Source organism: Streptomyces europaeiscabiei (assembly GCF_036346855.1).
In the GTDB taxonomy this organism is placed as follows: Bacteria; Actinomycetota; Actinomycetes; order Streptomycetales; family Streptomycetaceae; genus Streptomyces; species Streptomyces europaeiscabiei.
Window position 1 is genome coordinate 1,158,923 of sequence record NZ_CP107841.1, and the last position, 18,913, is coordinate 1,177,835.

The 18,913-nt window shown below is 70.9% G+C and carries 16 protein-coding genes and 2 pseudogenes; 12 read left to right on the forward strand and 6 right to left on the reverse strand.

The features are described 5' to 3' along the window. Together OG858_RS05305 and OG858_RS05310 are read left to right on the forward strand one after the other, a co-directional pair. Positions 1–1,560: a mucoidy inhibitor MuiA family protein gene (locus OG858_RS05305; protein WP_327723321.1), complete on the forward strand. Its 1,560-nt coding sequence runs from the start codon at positions 1–3 to the stop codon at positions 1,558–1,560. Positions 1,561–2,305: 745 nt separating this feature from the next. Further along, entirely contained in the window at positions 2,306–2,614 is a 309-nt protein-coding gene (locus tag OG858_RS05310; protein ID WP_319262158.1) for a hypothetical protein, read from the forward strand. A 362-nt stretch (positions 2,615–2,976) separates the two neighbouring features. Here the strand turns inward: OG858_RS05310 and OG858_RS05315 are convergent, their stop codons facing one another. After that, a complete protein-coding gene (locus OG858_RS05315) occupies positions 2,977–4,869 on the reverse strand; it encodes a CASTOR/POLLUX-related putative ion channel (protein WP_319262160.1) in 1,893 nt (630 codons plus the stop codon). A 318-nt stretch (positions 4,870–5,187) separates the two neighbouring features. Here OG858_RS05315 and OG858_RS05320 point away from each other — a divergent pair, with 318 nt between their 5' ends. Continuing rightward, complete coding sequence (locus tag OG858_RS05320) at positions 5,188–7,194, forward strand: flavin monoamine oxidase family protein (protein WP_319262162.1); 2,007 nt, start codon at positions 5,188–5,190, stop codon at positions 7,192–7,194. A gap of 281 nt (positions 7,195–7,475) precedes the next feature. On the opposite strand, the pseudogene OG858_RS05325 reads toward OG858_RS05320, so the two are convergent. Next, a pseudogene (locus tag OG858_RS05325) lies at positions 7,476–7,742 on the reverse strand (FAD binding domain-containing protein); the annotation flags it as partial. Between the two features lie 39 nt (positions 7,743–7,781). Between OG858_RS05325 and OG858_RS05330 the strand changes: the two are divergent. Then, positions 7,782–7,964 (forward strand): ATP-binding protein, encoded by a 183-nt coding sequence (locus tag OG858_RS05330; RefSeq protein WP_179201220.1) that lies wholly within the window; start codon positions 7,782–7,784, stop codon positions 7,962–7,964. A gap of 41 nt (positions 7,965–8,005) precedes the next feature. On the opposite strand, the gene OG858_RS05335 is transcribed toward OG858_RS05330, so the two are convergent. Both OG858_RS05335 and OG858_RS05340 read right to left on the reverse strand, forming a co-directional pair. Then, a complete protein-coding gene (locus tag OG858_RS05335) occupies positions 8,006–8,665 on the reverse strand; it encodes a response regulator transcription factor (RefSeq protein ID WP_319314779.1) in 660 nt (219 codons plus the stop codon). Continuing rightward, on the reverse strand, positions 8,662–10,617 hold the full coding sequence (locus tag OG858_RS05340; RefSeq protein WP_328545104.1) for a sensor histidine kinase: 1,956 nt from the start codon (positions 10,615–10,617) through the stop codon (positions 8,662–8,664). Before OG858_RS05340 ends, OG858_RS05335 begins: the two co-directional genes overlap by 4 nt. 218 nt (positions 10,618–10,835) lie before the next feature. On the opposite strand from OG858_RS05340, the gene OG858_RS05345 reads away from it, so the two are divergent. The 6 genes from OG858_RS05345 to OG858_RS05370 all read left to right on the forward strand — a co-directional run bounded on the left by OG858_RS05345 (position 10,836) and on the right by OG858_RS05370 (position 15,757). Beyond that, positions 10,836–11,033 carry a hypothetical protein gene (locus tag OG858_RS05345; RefSeq protein ID WP_328545103.1) on the forward strand — a complete coding sequence of 66 codons (198 nt, stop codon included), beginning with the start codon at positions 10,836–10,838 and terminating at the stop codon, positions 11,031–11,033. 58 nt (positions 11,034–11,091) lie between these two features. Beyond that, a complete protein-coding gene (locus OG858_RS05350) occupies positions 11,092–11,598 on the forward strand; it encodes a histidine kinase (RefSeq protein WP_328545102.1) in 507 nt (168 codons plus the stop codon). Positions 11,599–11,719: 121 nt separating this feature from the next. Beyond that, positions 11,720–12,118: a sensor histidine kinase gene (locus tag OG858_RS05355; protein WP_328545101.1), complete on the forward strand. Its 399-nt coding sequence runs from the start codon at positions 11,720–11,722 to the stop codon at positions 12,116–12,118. Between the two features lie 185 nt (positions 12,119–12,303). Further along, complete coding sequence (locus tag OG858_RS05360; RefSeq protein ID WP_327723328.1) at positions 12,304–13,371, forward strand: hypothetical protein; 1,068 nt, start codon at positions 12,304–12,306, stop codon at positions 13,369–13,371. A 15-nt stretch (positions 13,372–13,386) separates the two neighbouring features. Beyond that, positions 13,387–14,655 carry a peptidoglycan-binding protein gene (locus OG858_RS05365; RefSeq protein WP_319065102.1) on the forward strand — a complete coding sequence of 423 codons (1,269 nt, stop codon included), beginning with the start codon at positions 13,387–13,389 and terminating at the stop codon, positions 14,653–14,655. Between the two features lie 457 nt (positions 14,656–15,112). Next, positions 15,113–15,757 (forward strand): dihydrofolate reductase family protein, encoded by a 645-nt coding sequence (locus OG858_RS05370; protein WP_319065101.1) that lies wholly within the window; start codon positions 15,113–15,115, stop codon positions 15,755–15,757. 112 nt (positions 15,758–15,869) lie between these two features. Here OG858_RS05370 and OG858_RS05375 read toward each other — a convergent pair whose 3' ends face one another. Together OG858_RS05375 and OG858_RS05380 are read right to left on the reverse strand one after the other, a co-directional pair. Then, positions 15,870–16,196: a recombinase family protein gene (locus OG858_RS05375; protein ID WP_319065100.1), complete on the reverse strand. Its 327-nt coding sequence runs from the start codon at positions 16,194–16,196 to the stop codon at positions 15,870–15,872. 64 nt (positions 16,197–16,260) lie between these two features. Then, on the reverse strand, positions 16,261–16,683 hold the full coding sequence (locus OG858_RS05380) for a secondary thiamine-phosphate synthase enzyme YjbQ (RefSeq protein WP_319065099.1): 423 nt from the start codon (positions 16,681–16,683) through the stop codon (positions 16,261–16,263). A gap of 625 nt (positions 16,684–17,308) precedes the next feature. Between OG858_RS05380 and OG858_RS05390 the strand changes: the two are divergent. Both OG858_RS05390 and OG858_RS05395 read left to right on the forward strand, forming a co-directional pair. Next, positions 17,309–17,730, forward strand: a pseudogene (locus OG858_RS05390) (ATP-binding cassette domain-containing protein); the annotation flags it as partial. 97 nt (positions 17,731–17,827) lie between these two features. Then, the gene (locus OG858_RS05395) at positions 17,828–18,907 is read left to right on the forward strand and encodes an NAD(P)-binding domain-containing protein (protein WP_319065244.1); all 1,080 of its coding nucleotides are present in this window, start codon (positions 17,828–17,830) and stop codon (positions 18,905–18,907) included. The last annotated feature ends 6 nt before the right edge of the window (positions 18,908–18,913 follow it).

The window sequence follows — 18,913 nt, forward strand, 5'->3', positions numbered from 1 at the left end:
ATGTCCACGGCCCCGAAGCCGATCGCCCTCCCCGTCACCGCCGTCACGTGCCTCGAGGATCGCGCCCACATCGAACGCGCCGCCGTCCTCGACCTGGAGGCGGGGGTCCAGCGGCTGCATCTCGGGCCGGTCAGTGCGCTGGCCGTCGACCGGACCCTCCATGCCGAGCTGACCGCCGATCACCCCGCGACCGTGCTCGACGCGCGGATCGTCCGCAGCTGGACGCCGCGCGGACCACTGACGTCCGACGACGACTCCGCCCTGCGCCGCCGTGTCGACACCCTCGAGGAGGAGCGGCTGGCTCTGGGACAGCGACGCGACCGGCTTCATGCCCGCCTCGGCCTGCTCGGCCGACTCGCCTCCGATCTGCTGCGGGAGATCGGTGAGGGCGCCGGCTCCGGGGAGAGCGAACGGCCCCGCTGGGCCCGCGAACTGGACCGGGTGGACGACGAGCGAGACGCGCACGGCGAGCAACTGCGCACCGTGGAGGCCCGGCTGGCCGAACTCGCTGCCGAACTCGACGAAGCCCAGCGGGCCATGGACCTCTCCGAGGAGGTGCCCGCCGAGCTGGTCGGCCATGTCGAGTTGACCGTGGAGGCCGCGGTCGCCGGGCCGGTCGGGCTGCGCCTGAGCCACCTCACCCCGTGCGCACTGTGGCGGCCCGCCTACCGTGCCGTGCTCGACGGAGACTCCCTGACGCTGGAGACCGATGCGATGGTCTGGCAGCGCACCGGTGAGGACTGGTCGGACGTACGGCTGACTCTGTCGACGGCCCGCTCGGCGCTGGCCGGCGATCCGCCGCGGCTGGGTGAGGACCGGCTGACGCTCGAGGACCGCTCCGCGGAGGAGCGCCGCACGGTCGACGTCGAACTGCGCGAGGAGGAGATCGGGGACCTCGGCCCGGCCCCGGTGCTCGGCCTGCCCGGCGTGGACGACGGCGGCGAGGCGCGGGTGCTGAGATCCCCCGCGCCGGTCTCCGTGCCCGGAGACGGCCGCGCCCACCGGGTGCCGCTCTCCGTGTTCACCACGTCCGCGAGCAGCGAGTACGCCTGCTCACCCGAGGTGTCGCCGCTGGTCACCCAGGTGGTGCGGTTCGACAACCTGTCCGGCCACGCGCTGCTCGCCGGGCCCGTGGACCTGGTCCGTGGCAGCGGGTTCAGCGGCCGCGGCACGCTGGACTTCACCGCCCTCGGCGCCCCCGTCGAGCTGGCCTTCGGCAGCTGCGACGACTACAGGGTGGCCCGGCATGCCGAGGAGTCCCGCGAGTCCGCCGGGATCACCCAGCGGACCGTGGTCACCCGCACGGTCCGGCTGCACCTGTCCCGGTTCTCCGCCCCCGGGGAGCACGGCGAGCGGCTCGTCGTCCTACGGGAGCGGATCCCGGTCTCCGAGGTCTCGGCGGTCGAGATACGCCTGCGCAGGGATTCGTGCTCCCCGGCGCCCGACGTGGTCGACGCCGAGGGCATCGCCCGCTGGGACGTCGCTCTCCCGCCCGACAGCCGCCGCACGGTCACCCTGGTCTACGAGTTGTCGGCGAGCGCCAAGGTCACCGGGCTGTGAGCGGTGCAGGCCATTGCCCGCCCGCTGACGCAGGCCTGGTCGAGTGGTGGTCCGCCCCCTTCGTCGGCGTGTCGTGCGTCTGCCGGTGGGACCTGAACGAGGAACAGGTGCGGTTCACCGGTCGGCGTGACGCGGCAACCGCGCCTGCGGGGGCAGCGTGCTCCGGGCACCGAAACCACGCGGTTGGTGTCCACCAGCAGCACTGCGAGCACACACCGCTGCCGGGCGTGGCCCAGATCAACGATTCTGCCGTTCACACGCGCCACGACGCTGCCGAGCACAGCGAACTCAACCGTCACACCACGCCCCCGAGTCTCAAGTGCCCACCCTGACACAGCACCTTCGACCAGCGCATTCAACGTTTGTCCAAGGTTCGCCGACGGCCGGCCGCGCACCTTGGTCCAGGACAGGAAACAACGCGTCACACGACCCGGAGGCCAGGCTCGGCAGGCATCCGGCCGCACAGCGAACAGACGTTCCCAACAAGTGGGCCCCACTGCAGGGTGCAGGCGCCAAGGCCATTGGGCCCCTGGCCCCTGTCCTGTCGTCCACCCTGCTGGGCCGTTCCCACCCACACCATCGACATCCAGGAGGACTGCCCTGGCCAATGGCATCACGCTCAAGGGCTTTCGGCGCAATCTGACGATCGCAGCCGCAGCCGCCGGACTCGTCATCTCCTTCGCCGGCTCAGCCCACGCGACCCAAGGTACGACCTGACTCCGACCACGGGGGACATCGGAGGCGCTTGGGCGCAGGCAGCTGGTGGCAGAGCTCGGACGGTCGCTACCACCTCAATGGCGAGCTCAAGGACACCGGGGACAACGACGGCAAGGGCGCCGCATTCAAGATCAAGGCGGTGTATGCCGATGGGGGAGTGCGCTACGAAGAGGTGTGGAACACTCGCGGCTTCGGCAAGACCGTGCCGATAGGCGAGTACAACTTCGCCTCCAGCCTGCGCTATTGGGAACTCCAGGAATGCATCCTGGTCCGGGCCGGTGACGGCAGCATCCACGTCGGATACTGCGCACCGGGCGTCTACACCCAGTATGTCTAGACCTGTCGGCGCGACGCGCGATCTCGCTTACTCCAAACCTCCGTGACGGTCCCGCCGGTTCGCCGGTTCGCCGGCGGGACCGTCACGGCTGCCCTGACTGGCTGTGGGCAGGGTGGTTGCCCGGCCACCGGATCCAGTGGGCGTATCACTCCTGGGCCACGACGACCTGTGGGTCCTGGCCCTTCTCGCCGAACACGACCAGCCGGCCGCCCGCGGCCCCTGTCGGTCAACGGCTTTCGGCACGGGCACACGTCGACGGGGCACGGCGGGCGGCGCCGGCCTCTTCGTGCCGAGTGAAGTCCGCGTCGTAGGAGGAGATTCACCGCCGCCGCATCACCGACGTCATGCCGTGAGAGGCCGCGTCAGTCCTGCGCGATCACGACCACCTCGTCGCGATCGGTCCAGCACCGTCGCTCGTTCTTGTCCGGGTTGATGCGCACTCCGTGGTCGGGAACGGCCGTGGCCCGGTCGTGGCGGCGGTAGCCGATGGCGCACTCGCCCCGCTGCCGAGCCGCGGCGACGACCGTGGCGAAGGACGCCTCACAGTCGGGCAGGACGTACGACGCCGCCGGTCGCAGGTGGACCTGACTGCCGGTGGGGGAGAACAGCTCCTCGAACACGGCGGCGAGGTGCCGGTTCTGGGAGATCTGCGCCATCAGCAGGCCGATGAGTTTTCCGCTGATGATCACGTCGGCTCCGGGGCTGACGGGCGCGAGCGTCCGGTTGCGGTCGTCCGTCATCTCGGTGACCACCGGCAGCTCCCGCCCGGACTCCTGTTCCAGTAGTTGCAGAACGAGGAGCGTGACGAGGGTCCGGTTGTCGGCCTCGTCGGGCTGCTGTCCCGGAACGGGGTCCGGGCCAAGAACGACGACGCTGTCGTACGAGTCCATCTCCAGGCACCGAAGTGTCTCGGGCCGGGTGACGTCTCCAGGCCGGAACGTGACGGTCAGCCGGGGTACGAAGGGTGCACCGATGTGCCGGACCTGTTCGGCCGTCACCTCCGCCCGGTCCGCCACCACGGCAATGGCCGAGCCGTACGCGGCGTACCGGCCCAACTGGTCGACAATGAGCGAGGCCCGCCGGTTCCAGCCGAGGATCAGGAGCCGTTCGGGCCGGGCGTTCGTCGGCTGCCAGGGCGTCATCACCGACTCGTCGACCAGCCCGGAACAGTCGCTGAGCCGTGCAGTGTCGTCGTCCCGCGTGATGACGATCAGCCGGTCTCCGGGGCCGATCAGGGTCTGCGCCGGCGGGTTGAGCAAGGGCCTGCCGTCGCGCAGCAGGCCGACCACGCTGGAGGTGGCGTAGGCCAGCAGCGTGTCGCCGAAGGAGCGGCTGGTCAGGGCCGGGTCGAAGGCGAGATAGAACTCGTCTCCTTCGAAGTCCAGGAGGTCGCGGTACACCAGCGAGAGTCCGGGACGGCGGGCGGACTGGACGATCAGCCGGGCAGTGATCGCGTCGCTCTCCAGGACGATGCCGCGCGCTCCCGCGGCGAGGGAGGCCGCCAACCGGTACCGGTCGTCTCTGACGGCGGCGACGACGGGCGGGCCTTCCTCATCGCCGAGAGCGGACCGCAGCGCCAGCAGCGTCTTGACCACCTCCGGGTCTGCCGACGGATCGTCGTGGGGCAGCACCAGCACAGCGCTGGCCGCGCCGGGGTTGGTCAGGGCGAGCAGGGCGGGGTCGGCGGGGGGACCGCTACGGCAGATCAGCCGGGTGCGGCCGCTGGTCCCCACCTTGCTCCTGAGGGCTTCTTCCATGGCGGTCTTGTTCCGGTCCGCCAGTACGGCCACCGCGCCGTACCGCTGGTTGGCGTTGGCGGCCACCAGTTCGCTCACCACCGTGAACACCTGTTCCGACCAGCCCAGCACCACCGAGTGCCCCTGCTCGATGACGGTGGAGCGCCCCCGCCGCAGCGCGGTGAGCCGCTCGGTGAGTCCGGTGGTGATCAGACCAACCAGGGTGGAGACGTACACCAGGGCGACCAGGGCGAGCAGTACCGACAACAGCACGCGCAGGAGTGGGCCGGTCGCCCCGCCGAGCCGCAGTGTCTCACCGGTGAGACGCCAGATCTCCACCAGCCTCCCCGAGCGGGACGCGGGCGCATGCGGGTCCGTCCACACCAGCACGGCGCTCACCGGGAAGACGACTATGAGGCAGCCCAGGGCCAGCCAGCCGACGAGCGCGGAGGTGCCGCGGGCCAACGTGGCGTCGAACCAGTAGCGCGCCCTGCCTGTGAATGAATCCCTTCGCCCCACGCCTGCCCCCTGTTCCGCCGCGTTCCGGCGGCGGCAGCCATGCCGCTCCGGTTCGCCGCCCCACTGCTCCCCCACCGACCGCACACGGCCACACGGCCACACGGCCACACGGCCACACGGCCACACGGAAGTGTGGCGCCAAGGCGGCCGTGACACGCGGATCACCGTCCGTCTTTCATCCCTTCGGGGACGCCGCCGAAGGCGGCGCTCCGTGCGCTTCCGACTCGGCGTCAGCGGCTCGACCTCGGCATCGCTCGTTCGGGGCAACGCCTCGGCGCAGGTGGGCGGGCCGGGTCGGCCGACCGGTACAAGTGCGTCATGACTGAAGATCACGAAGCCGTCGTGGCAGGTTCAGGCCTGTCCAGGCGCAGCTTCACAACGGCAGCGGGAACGGCTGCGGCGGCCACGACTCTGGCCAGTGGCGCGCCTGCCGCGGCGATGCCCGTACAGGCCGTCCCGGCCGCACCGGCGCCCACCCGGGGCGCGGACTTCGACAGGTGCCTGGCTGTGGCCCGGGCCCTGTTGGTCGTGGACGACCACGACCGCCCCTTGGTCCCACGCTACGAGCGGGTGCTCAAGGACGGACTGCCCGCTCAGCGGACGGCCACGCCCAAGAAGGTCCTCGTCATCGGGGCCGGCCCGGCCGGTCTGGTGACGGCGTTACTGCTGAAGCGCGCGGGCCATCACGTGACCGTTCTCGAGGCGAACGGCAACCGGGCGGGCGGACGCATCAAGACCTTCCGGCGCGGCGGCCACGAACGGGCGGCTCAGCCCTTCGCCGACCCCCGCCAGTACGCCGAGGCGGGCGCCATGCGCCTGCCCTCCAGCCACCCGCTGGTGATGGGCCTGATCGACCAACTGGACCTGAAGAAGCAGCGTTTCCACTACGTTGACGTCGACAGTGACGGTCGGCCCGCCAACCGCACCTGGATCTACGTCAACGGCATCCGGACGCGGCGTGCTGACTACGCCCGCGCGCCCCGGCGCATCAACCGGTCGTTCGGCGTGCCGCGCGCCCGCTGGGACACTCCCGCCGCGGCCATCCTTCGGTCGGTGCTGGATCCGGTGCGTGACGAGTTCAGCACCGTGGACGCCGACGGCAAGCGAGTCGACAAGCCGCTGCCGGAACGGGTGCGGGGCTGGGCCAGGGTCATCCAGCGATTCGGCGACTGGTCGATGTTCCGCTTCCTGACCGAGCACGCCGGGCTGGACGAGCGCACTGTCGACCTGATCGGCACCCTGGAGAACCTCACGTCACGCCTGCCCCTGTCGTTCATCCACAGCTTCATCGGCTCCTCACTCATCAGCCCCGACACCGCCTTCTGGGAGCTGGAGGGCGGCACGGCGGTGCTGCCGGACGCGCTGCTGGAGCAGGTGCGCGACACGGTCCGCTTCGACCGCCGGGTCACCCGCGTCGAGTACCACGATCCCGACCGTCCTTCCTCCGACACCCCGCACGTCGGCCGCAAGGGCCCTCAGGTGTGGGTGGACACGGTCTCCGAGGGACGCGACGGCCCGGTGGTGCGCGAGCAGTTCACCGCGGACGCCGCCGTGGTCACCGTGCCCTTCTCCGGTCTGCGGCACGTACAGATCAGCCCCCTGATGTCGTACCGCAAACGCCGCGCTGTCGCGGAACTGCACTATGACAGCGCCACGAAGGTGCTACTGGAATTCAGCCGCCGTTGGTGGGAGTTCACGGAGGCCGACTGGAAGCGCGAGCTGGGCCGGATCGACCCGAAACTGTACGACGCCTACCGCACCGGCCGCACACCCGCCGACGGCAGCCTCCTCGGCGCTCATCCCTCCGTACCGGCCGGCCACATCTCCCGGGGCCAACGCACCCACTACGCCGCCAACCGTGCAGTCTCCCGCGACCAGCCCCAGGCAACACACGTCGTGGGCGGCGGCTCGGTGTCGGACAGCGCCAACCGGTTCATGTACCACCCCTCCCACCCGGTGCCCGGCAGTTCCGGCGGAGTGGTTCTGGCCTCCTACAGCTGGGCGGACGACGCACTCCGCTGGGACTCACTGGACGACGAGGCTCGCTACCCGCACGCCCTGTGCGGACTGCAGCAGGTCTACGGCCAGCGTGTAGAGGTCTTCTACACCGGCGCCGGACGCACCCAGAGTTGGCTGCGCGACCCCTACGCCTACGGAGAGGCGTCCGTACTGCTGCCCGGCCAGCACACCGAGTTGCTGCCCTCCATTCCCGTGCCCGAAGGCCCGATGCACTTCGCGGGTGACCACACCTCCCTCAAGCCGGCCTGGATCGAGGGCGCCCTGGAATCGGCGGTCCGCGCCGCACTGGAGGTCCACACCTCGTGAGCTGATCGACGGCCTGCCTGAGAGCCTGCAAAGAATCGACCTGTTCTTCCCGCGCCCGGGTTCGTTCACGCGGTGGCAGGAGACCTGACGCGACTCATCAGCAGTCGGCCCGCCGTCCTTCGACTTGGGCGGCGGGCGTTCAGCCGGACACCGCGTACGCCGCTGTCCTGGGCCTGTTCGGCTCGTCGGCCGGCCGGTGACAGGACCACGAGTCGGTGGTTCGTTCCACGGCCCGGCCCGCCCCATCCGGCCCGGCCCGCCCCATCCGGCGCGGCCGGACCGACTTTGAAGCGGTTGTGCCGGAGGGGACGGGAGCCTTCCGCAGCTCGCTCGGCGGCCGTCCACAGCGGCTCCGAGGAGCGCTCGCCGATGAGGTGCCTCTCGACGGCGGGCAGCTTCCACGGCACGGTGCCCACTCCCCCGGCGGCGACCTTCGCCTCCCGGATCACCCCGGCCTGTTCACGATTCGGGGTGTTGCCCGGTCGCAGCAGGAGGTCGGCGAAGGGGACCTGGCGTTCCCCGTCCGGGCCCAGCAGATGCTCGGTCGCAGCGCCGGGCTTCGTCAGCGGTTGGTCACCGTGCCGGCTGTGGGGAAGTCGCTGCAGGTCACAGCCGTCGACGACGGGCGCGGGTCCGACGGCCTGGAGACCGGTGTGGGTCTGGCCTCCATGCGGCGGCGGGCGGAGACGCTCGGCGGCACGTTCCGCATCACGTCGAAGGCATACGAAGGCACCACCGTGGCCGCGACCGTGCCACTGAACGCCCGGTGACGGCGCCCGCCGGGAGGGGGCCGGCCGACGGGCAGGCTGGTTCAGGAGGTGCCGAGGCCCGCGTCCCTGGCCCGAGCGACGGTGGCGGCACGGTCGGTCGTTCCGATCTTGTTCATGACGGTCGACACATGGTTGCGGACGGTTTTCTCCGCCAGGAACAGACGCCGGGCGATGTGGTGATTGCTGTGGCCCTGGGCGACGAGTTCGAGGATCTCGCGCTCGCGTTCGGTGAGTTCGGGGAAGACCTGGGCGGCGTAGGCACGCTGCGCCTGAGTGAAGAAGGCGTTGATGCGCCGCGCCACCGCCTCGCCGTAGACCGCGTTCCCCGACGCGACGGCGAGCACCGCGCGGGCGATCTCGGTACGGTCGGCGCCTTTCAGAAGGTAGCCGCGGGCGCCCGCGCGGAGCGCTCCGATGAGGGCCTCGTCGTCCTCGTGCATCGTCAGGACCAGGACCCCGATTCGGTCGTCGCGGGCGTGGATCTCGCGGATCGCCTCGGTGCCGCCGAGGTTGGGCATGGCGAGATCGGTGAGGACGACGTCGGGGCCGGTCCGCTCGACCACTTTCAGGAGTTCCGCGCCGTCGGCCGCCTCCCCGACGATCTCGATGCCGTCGTGGCCTGCCAGGGCGGCCGTGAGACCGAAGCGGTACATCGGATGGTCGTCGGCGACGACGATCCGGACGGGCACTGCTCCGGTCATGATCCCTCCAGTGGCAAGGTGGCGGTGATGATCGTCCCGCGGGCCGCGGGCTCGACGATGAGGCTGCCACCGCGGGCTTCGGCACGGCGGCGCATCGACGGCAGGCCGACACCCGAGGGTGTCCCGGCAGGGATCCCGCGGCCGTCGTCGGTGACGGTGATCCTCAACAGTCCGCCGTGCGCCGCCACCGTCACCGTGGCCGCTCGCGCGGCGGCGTGCCGGGCGATGTTCGTGGTGGCTTCGGTGATGATGCGGTAGGCCGTGCTCTCCACCTCCGGTGGGAGCGTGGGCAGTTGGGCCGCCAGGATACTGATGGACACGGCCGGCGCCAGGGTCTCGGCGTGCCGCCGCACGGCCTCAGCGAGCCCCAGCCGGTCCAGGACGTCGGGGCGGAGATCGTCGATGATCCGCCGGATCTCCGCCACCGCAGTGACCACCTCTTCCCGGGTACGGGTCAGCAGCGCGCCGGCCTCCACGGTGTTGCCCAGCGACAACTGGTCCGTCGCCGCCTGCAGCCCGAGCCCCATGCCGGCCAGCGACGGCCCCAGACCGTCGTGGAGGTCATGGCGCAGTCGGTCGCGTTCCACCCGGGTGACCTCGACGACCTGGTCCCGTTGAGCGGTCACCACATCGGCGAGCTCCAACGCCCGTACGACCACGGCGACTTGCTGAGCCAAGGCCGCCAACAGCCGTTTGTCCTCCCTGCCGTACGCTTCGCCCGGCGTGCGGTCGGACAGCGACATGGTGCCGAGTGTCCGCCCCGCCAGGCGCAGTTCCAGGGTGAGCCCGACCGTCGTGCTTCGGCCGAGCGCCGCGAGCGTCGCACCCCGGGCGTCCGTCACCCGGATCCCTGGGGCGCGCACGGCCTGCGTGACGGCGTCCAACGCGGCGGGCAGCAGGTCGTGTTCGCCCGCGTCGGCCATTCGGCTGCCCAGCCGCGCCAAGGCCCGCAGTGGGTCCCGGCGCCCGCCGTAGACCCACCAGTCCACAGCCCGTTGCAGACGTTCCCGGGCCGGGGCGAGGCCCACCGCGACCACCGCGGCCGACAGCACTCCCGGCAAGGCACTGCGGTCCCACACCGCGCCCACGGCTGTCGTCACCAGTAGGTACACGGTGATCACGACAGCCGTGAGCAGTGCGTAGACCAGGCCGCGCCGCATCACCGTCTCGATGCCGAGCATCCGGTAGCGCAGTACCCCGACGGCCACCGCGACCGGGACGAGTACGCCGAGACTCGCGTGGACAACCGGTCCGGTGAAGAACAGGGCGGTCAGGAAGACCGCCAGCACGCACATCATCCACGCCAGTTGCTGTCGCATCGGGGGCTCGGACCGGATCAGCCGGACGACCGCCTCCACAGTGACGGCGAGCGCGCTCAGGCCGATGAGGAGAAGGCACACCGCGTCCAGGGCGCCGATCACGGCGGACGGCAGGGACGCCGGCGGGGTGCCACCGGGCACGATGTCGTCGTACGCCTGCGGGTCGAACGCCGTGCCCACTGTCAGCACCACGATCGCCGTCCCGGCAGCGCCGACCGGCCACCACAGCCACCACGTGTTCGGCCGGCCCTGCGGATAGAGCGCCAGCACGAGGGTGGGCAGCGCGAACAGGGACGGGACGTGCGCCCCGCCCGCCACGGCGGCGGCGACCGACGCCCCCGGCCAGTCCGGCTCCTCAACCGCCACACCGTGCCCGCCGTATGCCGCCAGGCCGACCTGCCAGGTCCCGGAGCCACCGATGGCGAGGAACAGCCACCCCAGAGGATTCCGCGGCCGTAGCGAGACCAGTACGGCCCCGGTCACGGCCCATGACACCAGCACCGCCCCCAGCAGAACCACCTGGAGACCGCCCCCGTCGCCCCCCGGCGTCCCACCGGCCGACCCCGACACCCACCCCGCGAACGCCACCGCCCCTACGCCCGACAACGGCACCGCCCACACGCCCCCGCGCACAGTCACACTCCATTCTGCGGCGGTCCGACCCTGACGCACAGCGTTCGTGGCGGCATCACCCCGGGTTGTCCCGCGATACAGGGCTGCGGTGACGGCCACCGTCGCCGCCCGGCCGTCGGGGAACACCTCGGGCAGCATGGTGCAGCGGCATCAGGCACAGGGCCCACAGCCATCCCGTCGGCCAAGCGGCCCAGGCTGCCCCCGGCCATCGCCACGCCATGGCTGCGGTCGTTCGCCGGACCCTGCTGTACGGCGGGCTCACCGCGCTGGTCCTGTGCCTGTACGCGGGCGTGACCGCCGCCGTCCCCGCCGCCGTCCCCACCAGCCCGTGCCCGCCGTCGCCGCCGCCGCGGTCGTGGCCACGCTGCTCGCCCCTGCCCGTGACCGTTTCCAACGGGTCGTCGACCGGGCGGTGACGGGGCCCGGAACGACCCCCTCCGGCCCTTCCACCGCCTGGGGACCGAAGTGTCGGCGGTGTCGGCGGCGTCCGTGGACATCCTGCCGACCGTCGTGGCCGCCGTCGCCGCCGCCGTGCGAGCTCCCTACGCGGCCGTCGTCACAGCCGAGGGCACCACTCTGGCCGCGACCGGAACGGTGGGCGCCCGGGCCGTGGTCCGTCCGCTCACCCTTGCCCGGACCCACCTCGCCGACCTCGTCGTCCGCCCCGCGGACGAGGACGGCCTCACCGCTGCCGACGCGCAGATCGTCGACGCGTTGACCGTCCCGGTCTCGCTGATCGTCCATGCCCAGCGCCTCAACGTCGAACTGGTCGCCGCACGGAAACGCGCCGTGGGCGCGGCCCTGGCCGAGCGGGACCGGATCCGCCATGACCTGCATGACGGACTGGGCCCCTCGCTGTCGGGCGTCGCGCTTGGCCTGCAAGCCGTCCTGGAAGCAGTACGGACGGGACGGCCGTCCGTGCCGGACGGCCACGATCAGCCGGGGCCGTGGCCAGCGCCCTCCAAGTCGAGGAACTGGTGAGCCGATTGCGGGCGGAGGTGGGTCGCGCGGTGGAGGACGTGCGGCGCATCATCGACGCCCTGCGCCCCTCGGCCCTCGGCCCTCGGCCCTCGGCCCTCGGCCCTCGGCCGCCAAGATTCTGGTGTCCGCCCTTCAGGAACGCGCCACCTCCATCACCGACCGGACAGGACGACGTCCGACCATCACGGTCGAGGCGACCGACCCCTTCCCACAGCTCCCGCTCCCCGCCGAGACCGCTGCCTACCGGATCACCGACGAGGCCCTCACCAACGTGGTCCGACACGCACAGGCCACACGCTGCGTCGTCCGCCTGTCCACCAATACCGGCACCGGCGCTGTGCTGACCGTCGAGGTGCACGACAACAAACGTGGGCCGACCGCACCTTGCCGTGGAAACGGCGGCGTCGGCCTGGTGTCCATGCGCAGGCGGGCCGAGGAACTCGGCGGCACATTCCGGATCGCAGTCGACGACACCGGCAACACCGTGACGGCGCAACTCCCCTTGAACACAGGCCAGTAGCTCCGCCAATCCGGGATCGTGCGCCCGCCCCCACCGGTCCTGGCCGGTCCCGGCCGACCCGGGCGAAGTGCCCAGAGGCGCCGGGACACACGCCTCAGGTGGGTCCGGGACCGGGCGCGGACGATGCGGATGTGAAGAGCCGGTGCGACGCATCGGCCCCACCGGAACGGAGAGAGGCCCAGATAATGCCCGTACCCCAGATCCGTGCGAGGACACCGGAGATCACCGGGTCCCGGAACGCGCAGCCGCCGGAGATCGCTCCGGTACCCGCAGGCGACCAGGCAGGCCAAGCGAACGGGATGGACCAGACGGCTGCACTCGCGGCCCGGCCGCCGTCACTGGAGCGCTTCTTCCCCGGCTGCTTCGAAATCCTCCTGCCCGCCATCAGCACCGCGCTCCCTCATATCTTCGCGGCGTTCCGCGTCGAGAACCACTCGCGTACGGCGGAGGCGGCGCTGTCCGACCAGGAACTGGACCGCGCCTTCGCGGAGTTGCTGTCACTCGTCGCCCCGCTGCTGTCGGAGGTGCTGCCCGTGCTGATCGAGCAGATCCACGACTTCGGCGAGCAGCGAGCCCGTGCGGGAGCGGGACCCGTCGACGACGAGGCCCTGGAACGTTTCCTTCCTCCGCTGCTCGGCGCGCTCGTGCCCGTTCTCGTCGAGGCACTCCCGCCGGCTCTGCAGGGCGTCGGCGGGCTGATCGGGGGCCTGTTCGGCGTTGGCCGCGAGGGTGAACCGCCCCTGCCCCACGTCATCGACAGCGAGGTGTCGAGCCGCTTCCTCGGCCCGATCCTCCAGGCCCTCCTGCCCGCCGTCGCCGAGAGCCTCCCGGTGCTCTTCTCACTGATCACCGGTCAGGGTTCACAGGTGTCGCGCGACATGGGCGTCAGCTGGGCGGACTTCGCGGACCGGCACCGTCTGTGGGACAACGACATGATCCGGGTCTGGACGGAGCCGATCGATGATCCGAACGCTGTGGAGATCGCACTCGAACTGGCGCGGCACAAGACATGGGGGAAGGCCATCCAGGTCGAGGACGACAGCGGTGGGTTCGTCGCCGAGGTCTCGGTGAAGGACAGCAAGAAGGTCGATGTCGTGCGTGTGGACGCCCGCACCATCGTCGACGCGGACGGTTACCTTCTCTTCAAGAAGGCCAAGCTGTTCGGTGTCATGACCGGCATGTACCGCCTGAAGACCGGCGGCCTCCAGCAACTCCGCGGACGGCGGGCGACGTTCTACTGGTCTGCGGACTGAGAGGAGCACGCACCGATGCGAACGCTCCGATGGGGAGACAGCGGCGACGACGTCGCCGCACTGCAACAGTCGCTTCAGGCACTCCGGTACTACGGCGGTGCCGTCGACGGCCGGTTCACGGCACTGACCAGGAGCGCTGTGGTGGCGTTCCAGCGCGCTCGCGGGCTGATCGCCGACGGTGCCGCCGGACCGGCGACACTGGCCGCTCTCGGTCTCGGTCTCGGTCTCGGGGAACCCGCCTCGCCGGTCCCGCAGTTCCCGCCGCCGCAGGACGGCGCGCAACAGCCACCGCCTGCGGGAGCCCGTGCACTGTCCCTGCACATCGGGCTCAACAGCGTCGACAAGTCCGCGTACGGCGGCTGGTCCGGCCGACTCAGCGGCGGCGAGCAGGACGCGCACACCATGACCCGGATCGCCAGGGCCGAGGGGTTCACCACGCGCCGGCTGCTCAGCGGGGACGCGACTGTCCCCAACGTGCTCGACGCGATCACGGACGCCGCACGCCGACTCGGCCCCGGGGACTTCTTCCTGCTCACTTATGCCGGACACGGCGGGCAGATCGCCGGCACCGACGGGGAAGACGAGACCGACCTGGAGAACGAGACCTGGGTGCTCTACGACCGGATGCTCGTCGACGACGAGTTGAGCGCCGCGTTCGCGGAATTCCGCGAAGGCGTGAACCTTGTCCTCGTCTCGGACAGTTGCCACAGCGGTACCCTCTACCGTCGCGGTCTCGAAGTGTCCGGCGTCGAGGAGACCGAGTACGCGGCGGTGAAGCGTGCATTCTACCAGAACCTCGGTGTGACTCGGGATCCGCTGAGTGCCGCCGGCATCGTCCAGCACCTGGTCGCGGACCTAAGGGACGAACAGCACGACGAACAACGCACCATGGCGCGTGTCGTGACACGGGAGATCCCGCTGGACGTCAACGCCGAGGTCGTTCTGGCCGATAGGCGGTTCTACCGGGACATCCAGAACAGAGCCCGCTCGCGCTCCTCGATCATGGCCAGTGGTGTGGCCTTGAGCGCCTGCCAGGACAACCAGCTCTCGCAGGAGGTCAACGGCGCAGGAGTCTTCACCACCGCCCTGCACCGCACCTGGGCCGACAACGGGTTCACCGGCTCCTACGACGTCTTCCACCGCGCGATCGTCGCGCAGATGGGCCCGAACCAGACCCCGGAACTGGGCCTGTTCGGCAGGCGCCCGGAAAGTCTGCTGTCCCGCACACCGTTCAACCCCGGCAACCGCGGTGCGACCGCCACCAGGAGATTGCGGTGGTGCTGAAGACAAGAGACCTGAGATGACTGAGCCTTCGGGACGGGGCAGGGCGGGGAGGCGGAGCGGGCTGTCCTCGCCCGCGAGGGTGTAGTCGTGCATCTGGCCCATCGGCAGGCGACGACGCTCCGCGCGGTTGCGGACCGCATCCGCGAGGGTGTCTCTGCCGCCATCGGTATCGGCGCCCGATCACGTGCGTCGGCCTTGCCCAGCAAAGCTCATGCCCCTGACCCGGCGTGGGTTGGTGTCCGCATGCGACGGCGCCGGAGTGCCTGCGGCGGGACGCGGGGACGTCATCGCGTCACCCCACGCCTGCCTGCTTCGCCGACGCTGTGGGCGGGGAGCGCCGGCCTCTCCCGACTTCGCGCAACTAATCCCTGTCGGCATGGGTCCGCGCGGCAATGAGTCCGCCGGTTCCCACAGGGCTAACTTTTGACCGGGACGACCATCTCATCGGGAGTAAGCCATGGGCCTCATCCACATCGAACTGTTCGCCACCCTCGACCTCGTCGGGCAGGCGCCCGGCGGCCCCGACGAGGACCCGGCCGCGTTCCCGTTCGGCGGCTGGCAGGCACCCCTGCTGGACGAGGTGGCGGGGGCACAGATCGGTGCCGCGTACGAGGGCACCGACGCCCTACTGCTCGGTCGGCGGACGTACGACATCTTCGCTGCCTACTGGCCGCACCGGAAGGGCGGCGAGGACGGCGCGATCGCCGCCCTCTTCAACCGTGTCCCGAAGTACGTGGCCTCCCTCGGAAGGCCCGACCTCTCGTGGGCCGGGTCCACGCAGGTCGGCTCGGATCTTGCCGCCGCGGTACGCGAGATCCGTGACCGGCACGAACACGTGAAGGTCGTCGGGAGCCTGGACCTGGTGCAGAGCCTTCTGCGTGAGAAGCTCTTCGACCGTCTCGACCTCTGGGTGCATCCGATCGTGCTCGGCGTCGGGAAGAAGGTGTTCGACGGCGGCGAGGTGCCTACGAACCTCACGCTCCTCGAACCACCGGCAGCCGGCCCCAAGGGCACCGTGTACCTGCGCTACGGACTCGCCGACGGCACCCCCGGCACAGGGGACATGAGCGCCCCCGATCGCGGGGTCGGGCGCGCCGACTGAGGCCGGGCTCCTGCCCCTGCGACCGCCTGTACCCGAGGACAACGGACCCCATGGGTCGGACATCCGAACGCGGCGATCACCATAAAGGCCGCGGCGGAACTGATCTGCCGGATTACCACAGCGTGAGCTGTACCTGGTCGTCCGGGTCCCACGGGCCCTCATGGCCGTGGGCGACGAGGAGCTTTCCCTCGTCCCCCGTCCTGTGGCCGGTGTTCAGACAATCCACGCCGTTGCGGCAGAGGCGGTCGGCAGCCGCGGCCACCGGGCCCTCGCGTGGTCCCCTCTCATCGCGGAGACAAAGGCCCAACCGGGGCCGGGTCATCGGGTCTGTGGCCCCTGAGACCTCCGAGTCATCGGCCCAGCCGATGATGTGGCCGGCGTCGGCTGCGGTGAGGATGTCCTCGCGCTGGCGCTCCGGGGACGACGTGGCGAGCTTCATCCGCGACAGCCGCGGCACCCCGAGCAGGCACTTGGCACAGCCGTCGCAGGGGGCGCGATCATGCTCAGCCCAGGAAGCTCAACCGAACCTGACGGTTGACATTGGAGATGTTGGTGTCCACCAGGCACACCGACTGCCACGTCCCCAGTTCCAGCCTCCCGGCAATGACCGGCAGGGTGGCGTGGGGTGGGACGAGGGCGGGAAGGACGTGGTCGCGGCCGTGGCCGGGGGTGCCGTGGCGGTGTTGCCAGCGGTCGTCGGCGGGAAGGAGGGTACGGAGGGCGGCGAGGAGGTCGTCGTCGCTGCCGGCACCCGTTTCGATGACGGCGATGCCGGCCGTGGCGTGCGGGACGAAGACGTTGAGGAGACCGTCCCGGCCGGCCGCCGCCTCACGGAGGAACGCCTCGCAGTCGTGGGTCAGGTCGACGACCCGTTCGCGGGAACCGGAGGCAATGTTCAGGACTCGGGTGGTGAAGGCATCGGACATGACTCCATCCTCGCGCACCCCGTGGGCGGCGTGCGGGAGCGACCACCCGCGCCGGTAGCGCTCACCTGGTGATATCTGGCATCCACTTCGCGAGACGCCATTGACCGGTGCCGGACCGGCTGGCCGGTTTCGCCGCATGTCGCGTTCATCCCTGCTCACTTCGCGGTCACATCGACCTCCTGCGGGTGGCCTCCGCCGCGTGTCGTCGCGGCTGCCGACGGCTCTCCACCTCCCGGTCCCCTCGGCCTGCGCATCGCCCCACCCGCACGTCCGGCCAACCGGGTCCACCGAGCGATCTGTCGACTGATGTCCGGCAGTGTGGCAGTACGCGGCCGGCCCCCCACCGGCGTTCTCCCCCGTGGAGCTCTCATGAGCACCAGCCATGTTCCGCCCGATCCCGAGGGGTCGGGTACTCGGATACTGCCGATACCCACAACGGCTCCCCGGCCCCGGCTCTTCCGGTTCTCTTTGACTCGACGCCGAACTCGGCCCGGTCCTCGGATCGGCGAGACCCCGAAGGTCGCGATCGCCACCCTCGATGTGTCGCTGTCCGCCTGATCGTCTACGCCCTCCTCGGCCTGGCCGCCGACTTCGTCGTCCGCTCCTTCGAAAGGCTGATGCCGCAATGGCGACCGATGTTCACCGGCCGGTGGCCAGGACGAAGGCCCACCCGACCCCCACGACCACCCCCACCCCCACCCCCCACTTCACCCCGCCCCTGCCCTCACTCCCACATCTGCCGCCTTCGCGCGCTACGCCATGCACATCGAGGGACTCACCCCCTCCTTCGACGGCCGTGCCGTCCTCGACGGTCTCCGACTCGACGTCCGGCCCGGCGAGTTCGTGGCCCTGCTCGGCCGCAGCGGCTGCGGCAAGTCCACCCTGTTGCAGGTCCTCGCCGGGCTCGACCGCCACATCGAGGGCACGGTACTGGTGCCACGCCGCAAGGCCGTCGCCTTCCAGGCACCACGCTCGACACCGTGGAAGAGGGTGTGGCGGAACGTCCTGCTCGGTCTGCCGGGAAGACCCGAACGCTCCCTCGCCGAGTGGAGATTCACCGGAGTCTCCGGGCGGAGGTCGGCCTCGTCCGCGGCGACGCGCGGTAAGCGGGAAGATCCGCACCCCCTCCACGGTTGGTAGAAGCGTGAACAACACGCGCGAGGTCGAGGTAGTCGTCATCGGCGCCGGACAGGCAGGTCTGGCCGGCGCCTACCACCTGCGCCGGACCGGTTTCGAGCCGGAGCGCGACTTCGTGGTGCTGGACCACTCCCCCGGCCCGGGCGGTGCCTGGCAGTTCCGCTGGCCGTCGTTGACGTACGGCAAGGTGCACGGGATGCACGCACTGCCGGGCATGGAACTGACGGGAGCCGATCCGGCGCGGCCGTCCGCCGAGGTCGTCAGGGAGTACTTCGACTCGTACGAACACGCCTTCGAGTTGCGGGTACGGCGTCCGGTGGACGTCCGCTCGGTGCGGGAGGGCGAGGGCGGGCGACTGCTGGTGGAGACCTCGGACGGTACCTGGTCGACGCGCGCGCTGATCAACGCGACGGGCACCTGGGACCGGCCGTTCTGGCCACGCTGTCCCGGCCAGGAGACGTTCCGGGGGCGGCAGTTGCACACGGCCCAGTACCCGGGGCCCGAGGAGTTCGCGGGACTGCGGGTGGTCGTGGTGGGCGGGGGTGCGTCCGGGACGCAGCATCTGTTGGAGATCGCCCCGTACGCCGCCGCGACGACATGGGTGACGAGGCGTCCGCCCGTCTTCCGCGAGGGGCCCTTCGACGAGGGCGCGGGGCGGGCGGCCGTCGCCCTGGTGGAGGAGCGGGTACGGCAGGGGCTGCCGCCGAAGAGCGTCGTGTCGGTGACGGGACTGCCGCTCAACGACGCGATCCGGCAGGGCCTCGCCGACGGCGTGCTGGACCGGCTGCCGATGTTCGACCGGATCACGCCCGACGGAGTGGAGTGGGACGACGGCCGCCACGTGGACGCCGACGTCGTCCTCTGGGCGACCGGCTTCCGCGCAGCCGTCGACCATCTGGCGCCCCTGCGGCTGCGCGAGCCCGGCGGCGGCATCCGAGTCGACGGCACCCGCGCGCTCGCCGACCCACGGGTCCACCTGGTCGGCTACGGCCCCTCGGCGAGCACCATCGGCGCCAACCGCGCCGGCCGTGCGGCGGTACGGGACATCAGGCGACTGCTGGCGAACGAACCGGCCGCCGCCGTCTGACGTCCC

Excerpts from the sequence above, each read along its gene's own strand:
- OG858_RS05305 (WP_327723321.1), top strand. The coding sequence starts at position 1 with ATGTCCACGGCCCCGAAGCCGATCGCCCTCCCCGTCACCGCCGTCACG.
- OG858_RS05375 (WP_319065100.1), bottom strand. The coding sequence starts at position 16,196 with ATGAAGCTCGCCACGTCGTCCCCGGAGCGCCAGCGCGAGGACATCCTC.
- OG858_RS05365 (WP_319065102.1), top strand. The coding sequence starts at position 13,387 with ATGCGAACGCTCCGATGGGGAGACAGCGGCGACGACGTCGCCGCACTG.
- OG858_RS05345 (WP_328545103.1), top strand. The coding sequence starts at position 10,836 with ATGGCTGCGGTCGTTCGCCGGACCCTGCTGTACGGCGGGCTCACCGCG.
- OG858_RS05360 (WP_327723328.1), top strand. The coding sequence starts at position 12,304 with ATGCCCGTACCCCAGATCCGTGCGAGGACACCGGAGATCACCGGGTCC.
- OG858_RS05320 (WP_319262162.1), top strand. The coding sequence starts at position 5,188 with ATGACTGAAGATCACGAAGCCGTCGTGGCAGGTTCAGGCCTGTCCAGG.
- OG858_RS05370 (WP_319065101.1), top strand. The coding sequence starts at position 15,113 with ATGGGCCTCATCCACATCGAACTGTTCGCCACCCTCGACCTCGTCGGG.
- OG858_RS05380 (WP_319065099.1), bottom strand. The coding sequence starts at position 16,683 with ATGTCCGATGCCTTCACCACCCGAGTCCTGAACATTGCCTCCGGTTCC.
- OG858_RS05335 (WP_319314779.1), bottom strand. The coding sequence starts at position 8,665 with ATGACCGGAGCAGTGCCCGTCCGGATCGTCGTCGCCGACGACCATCCG.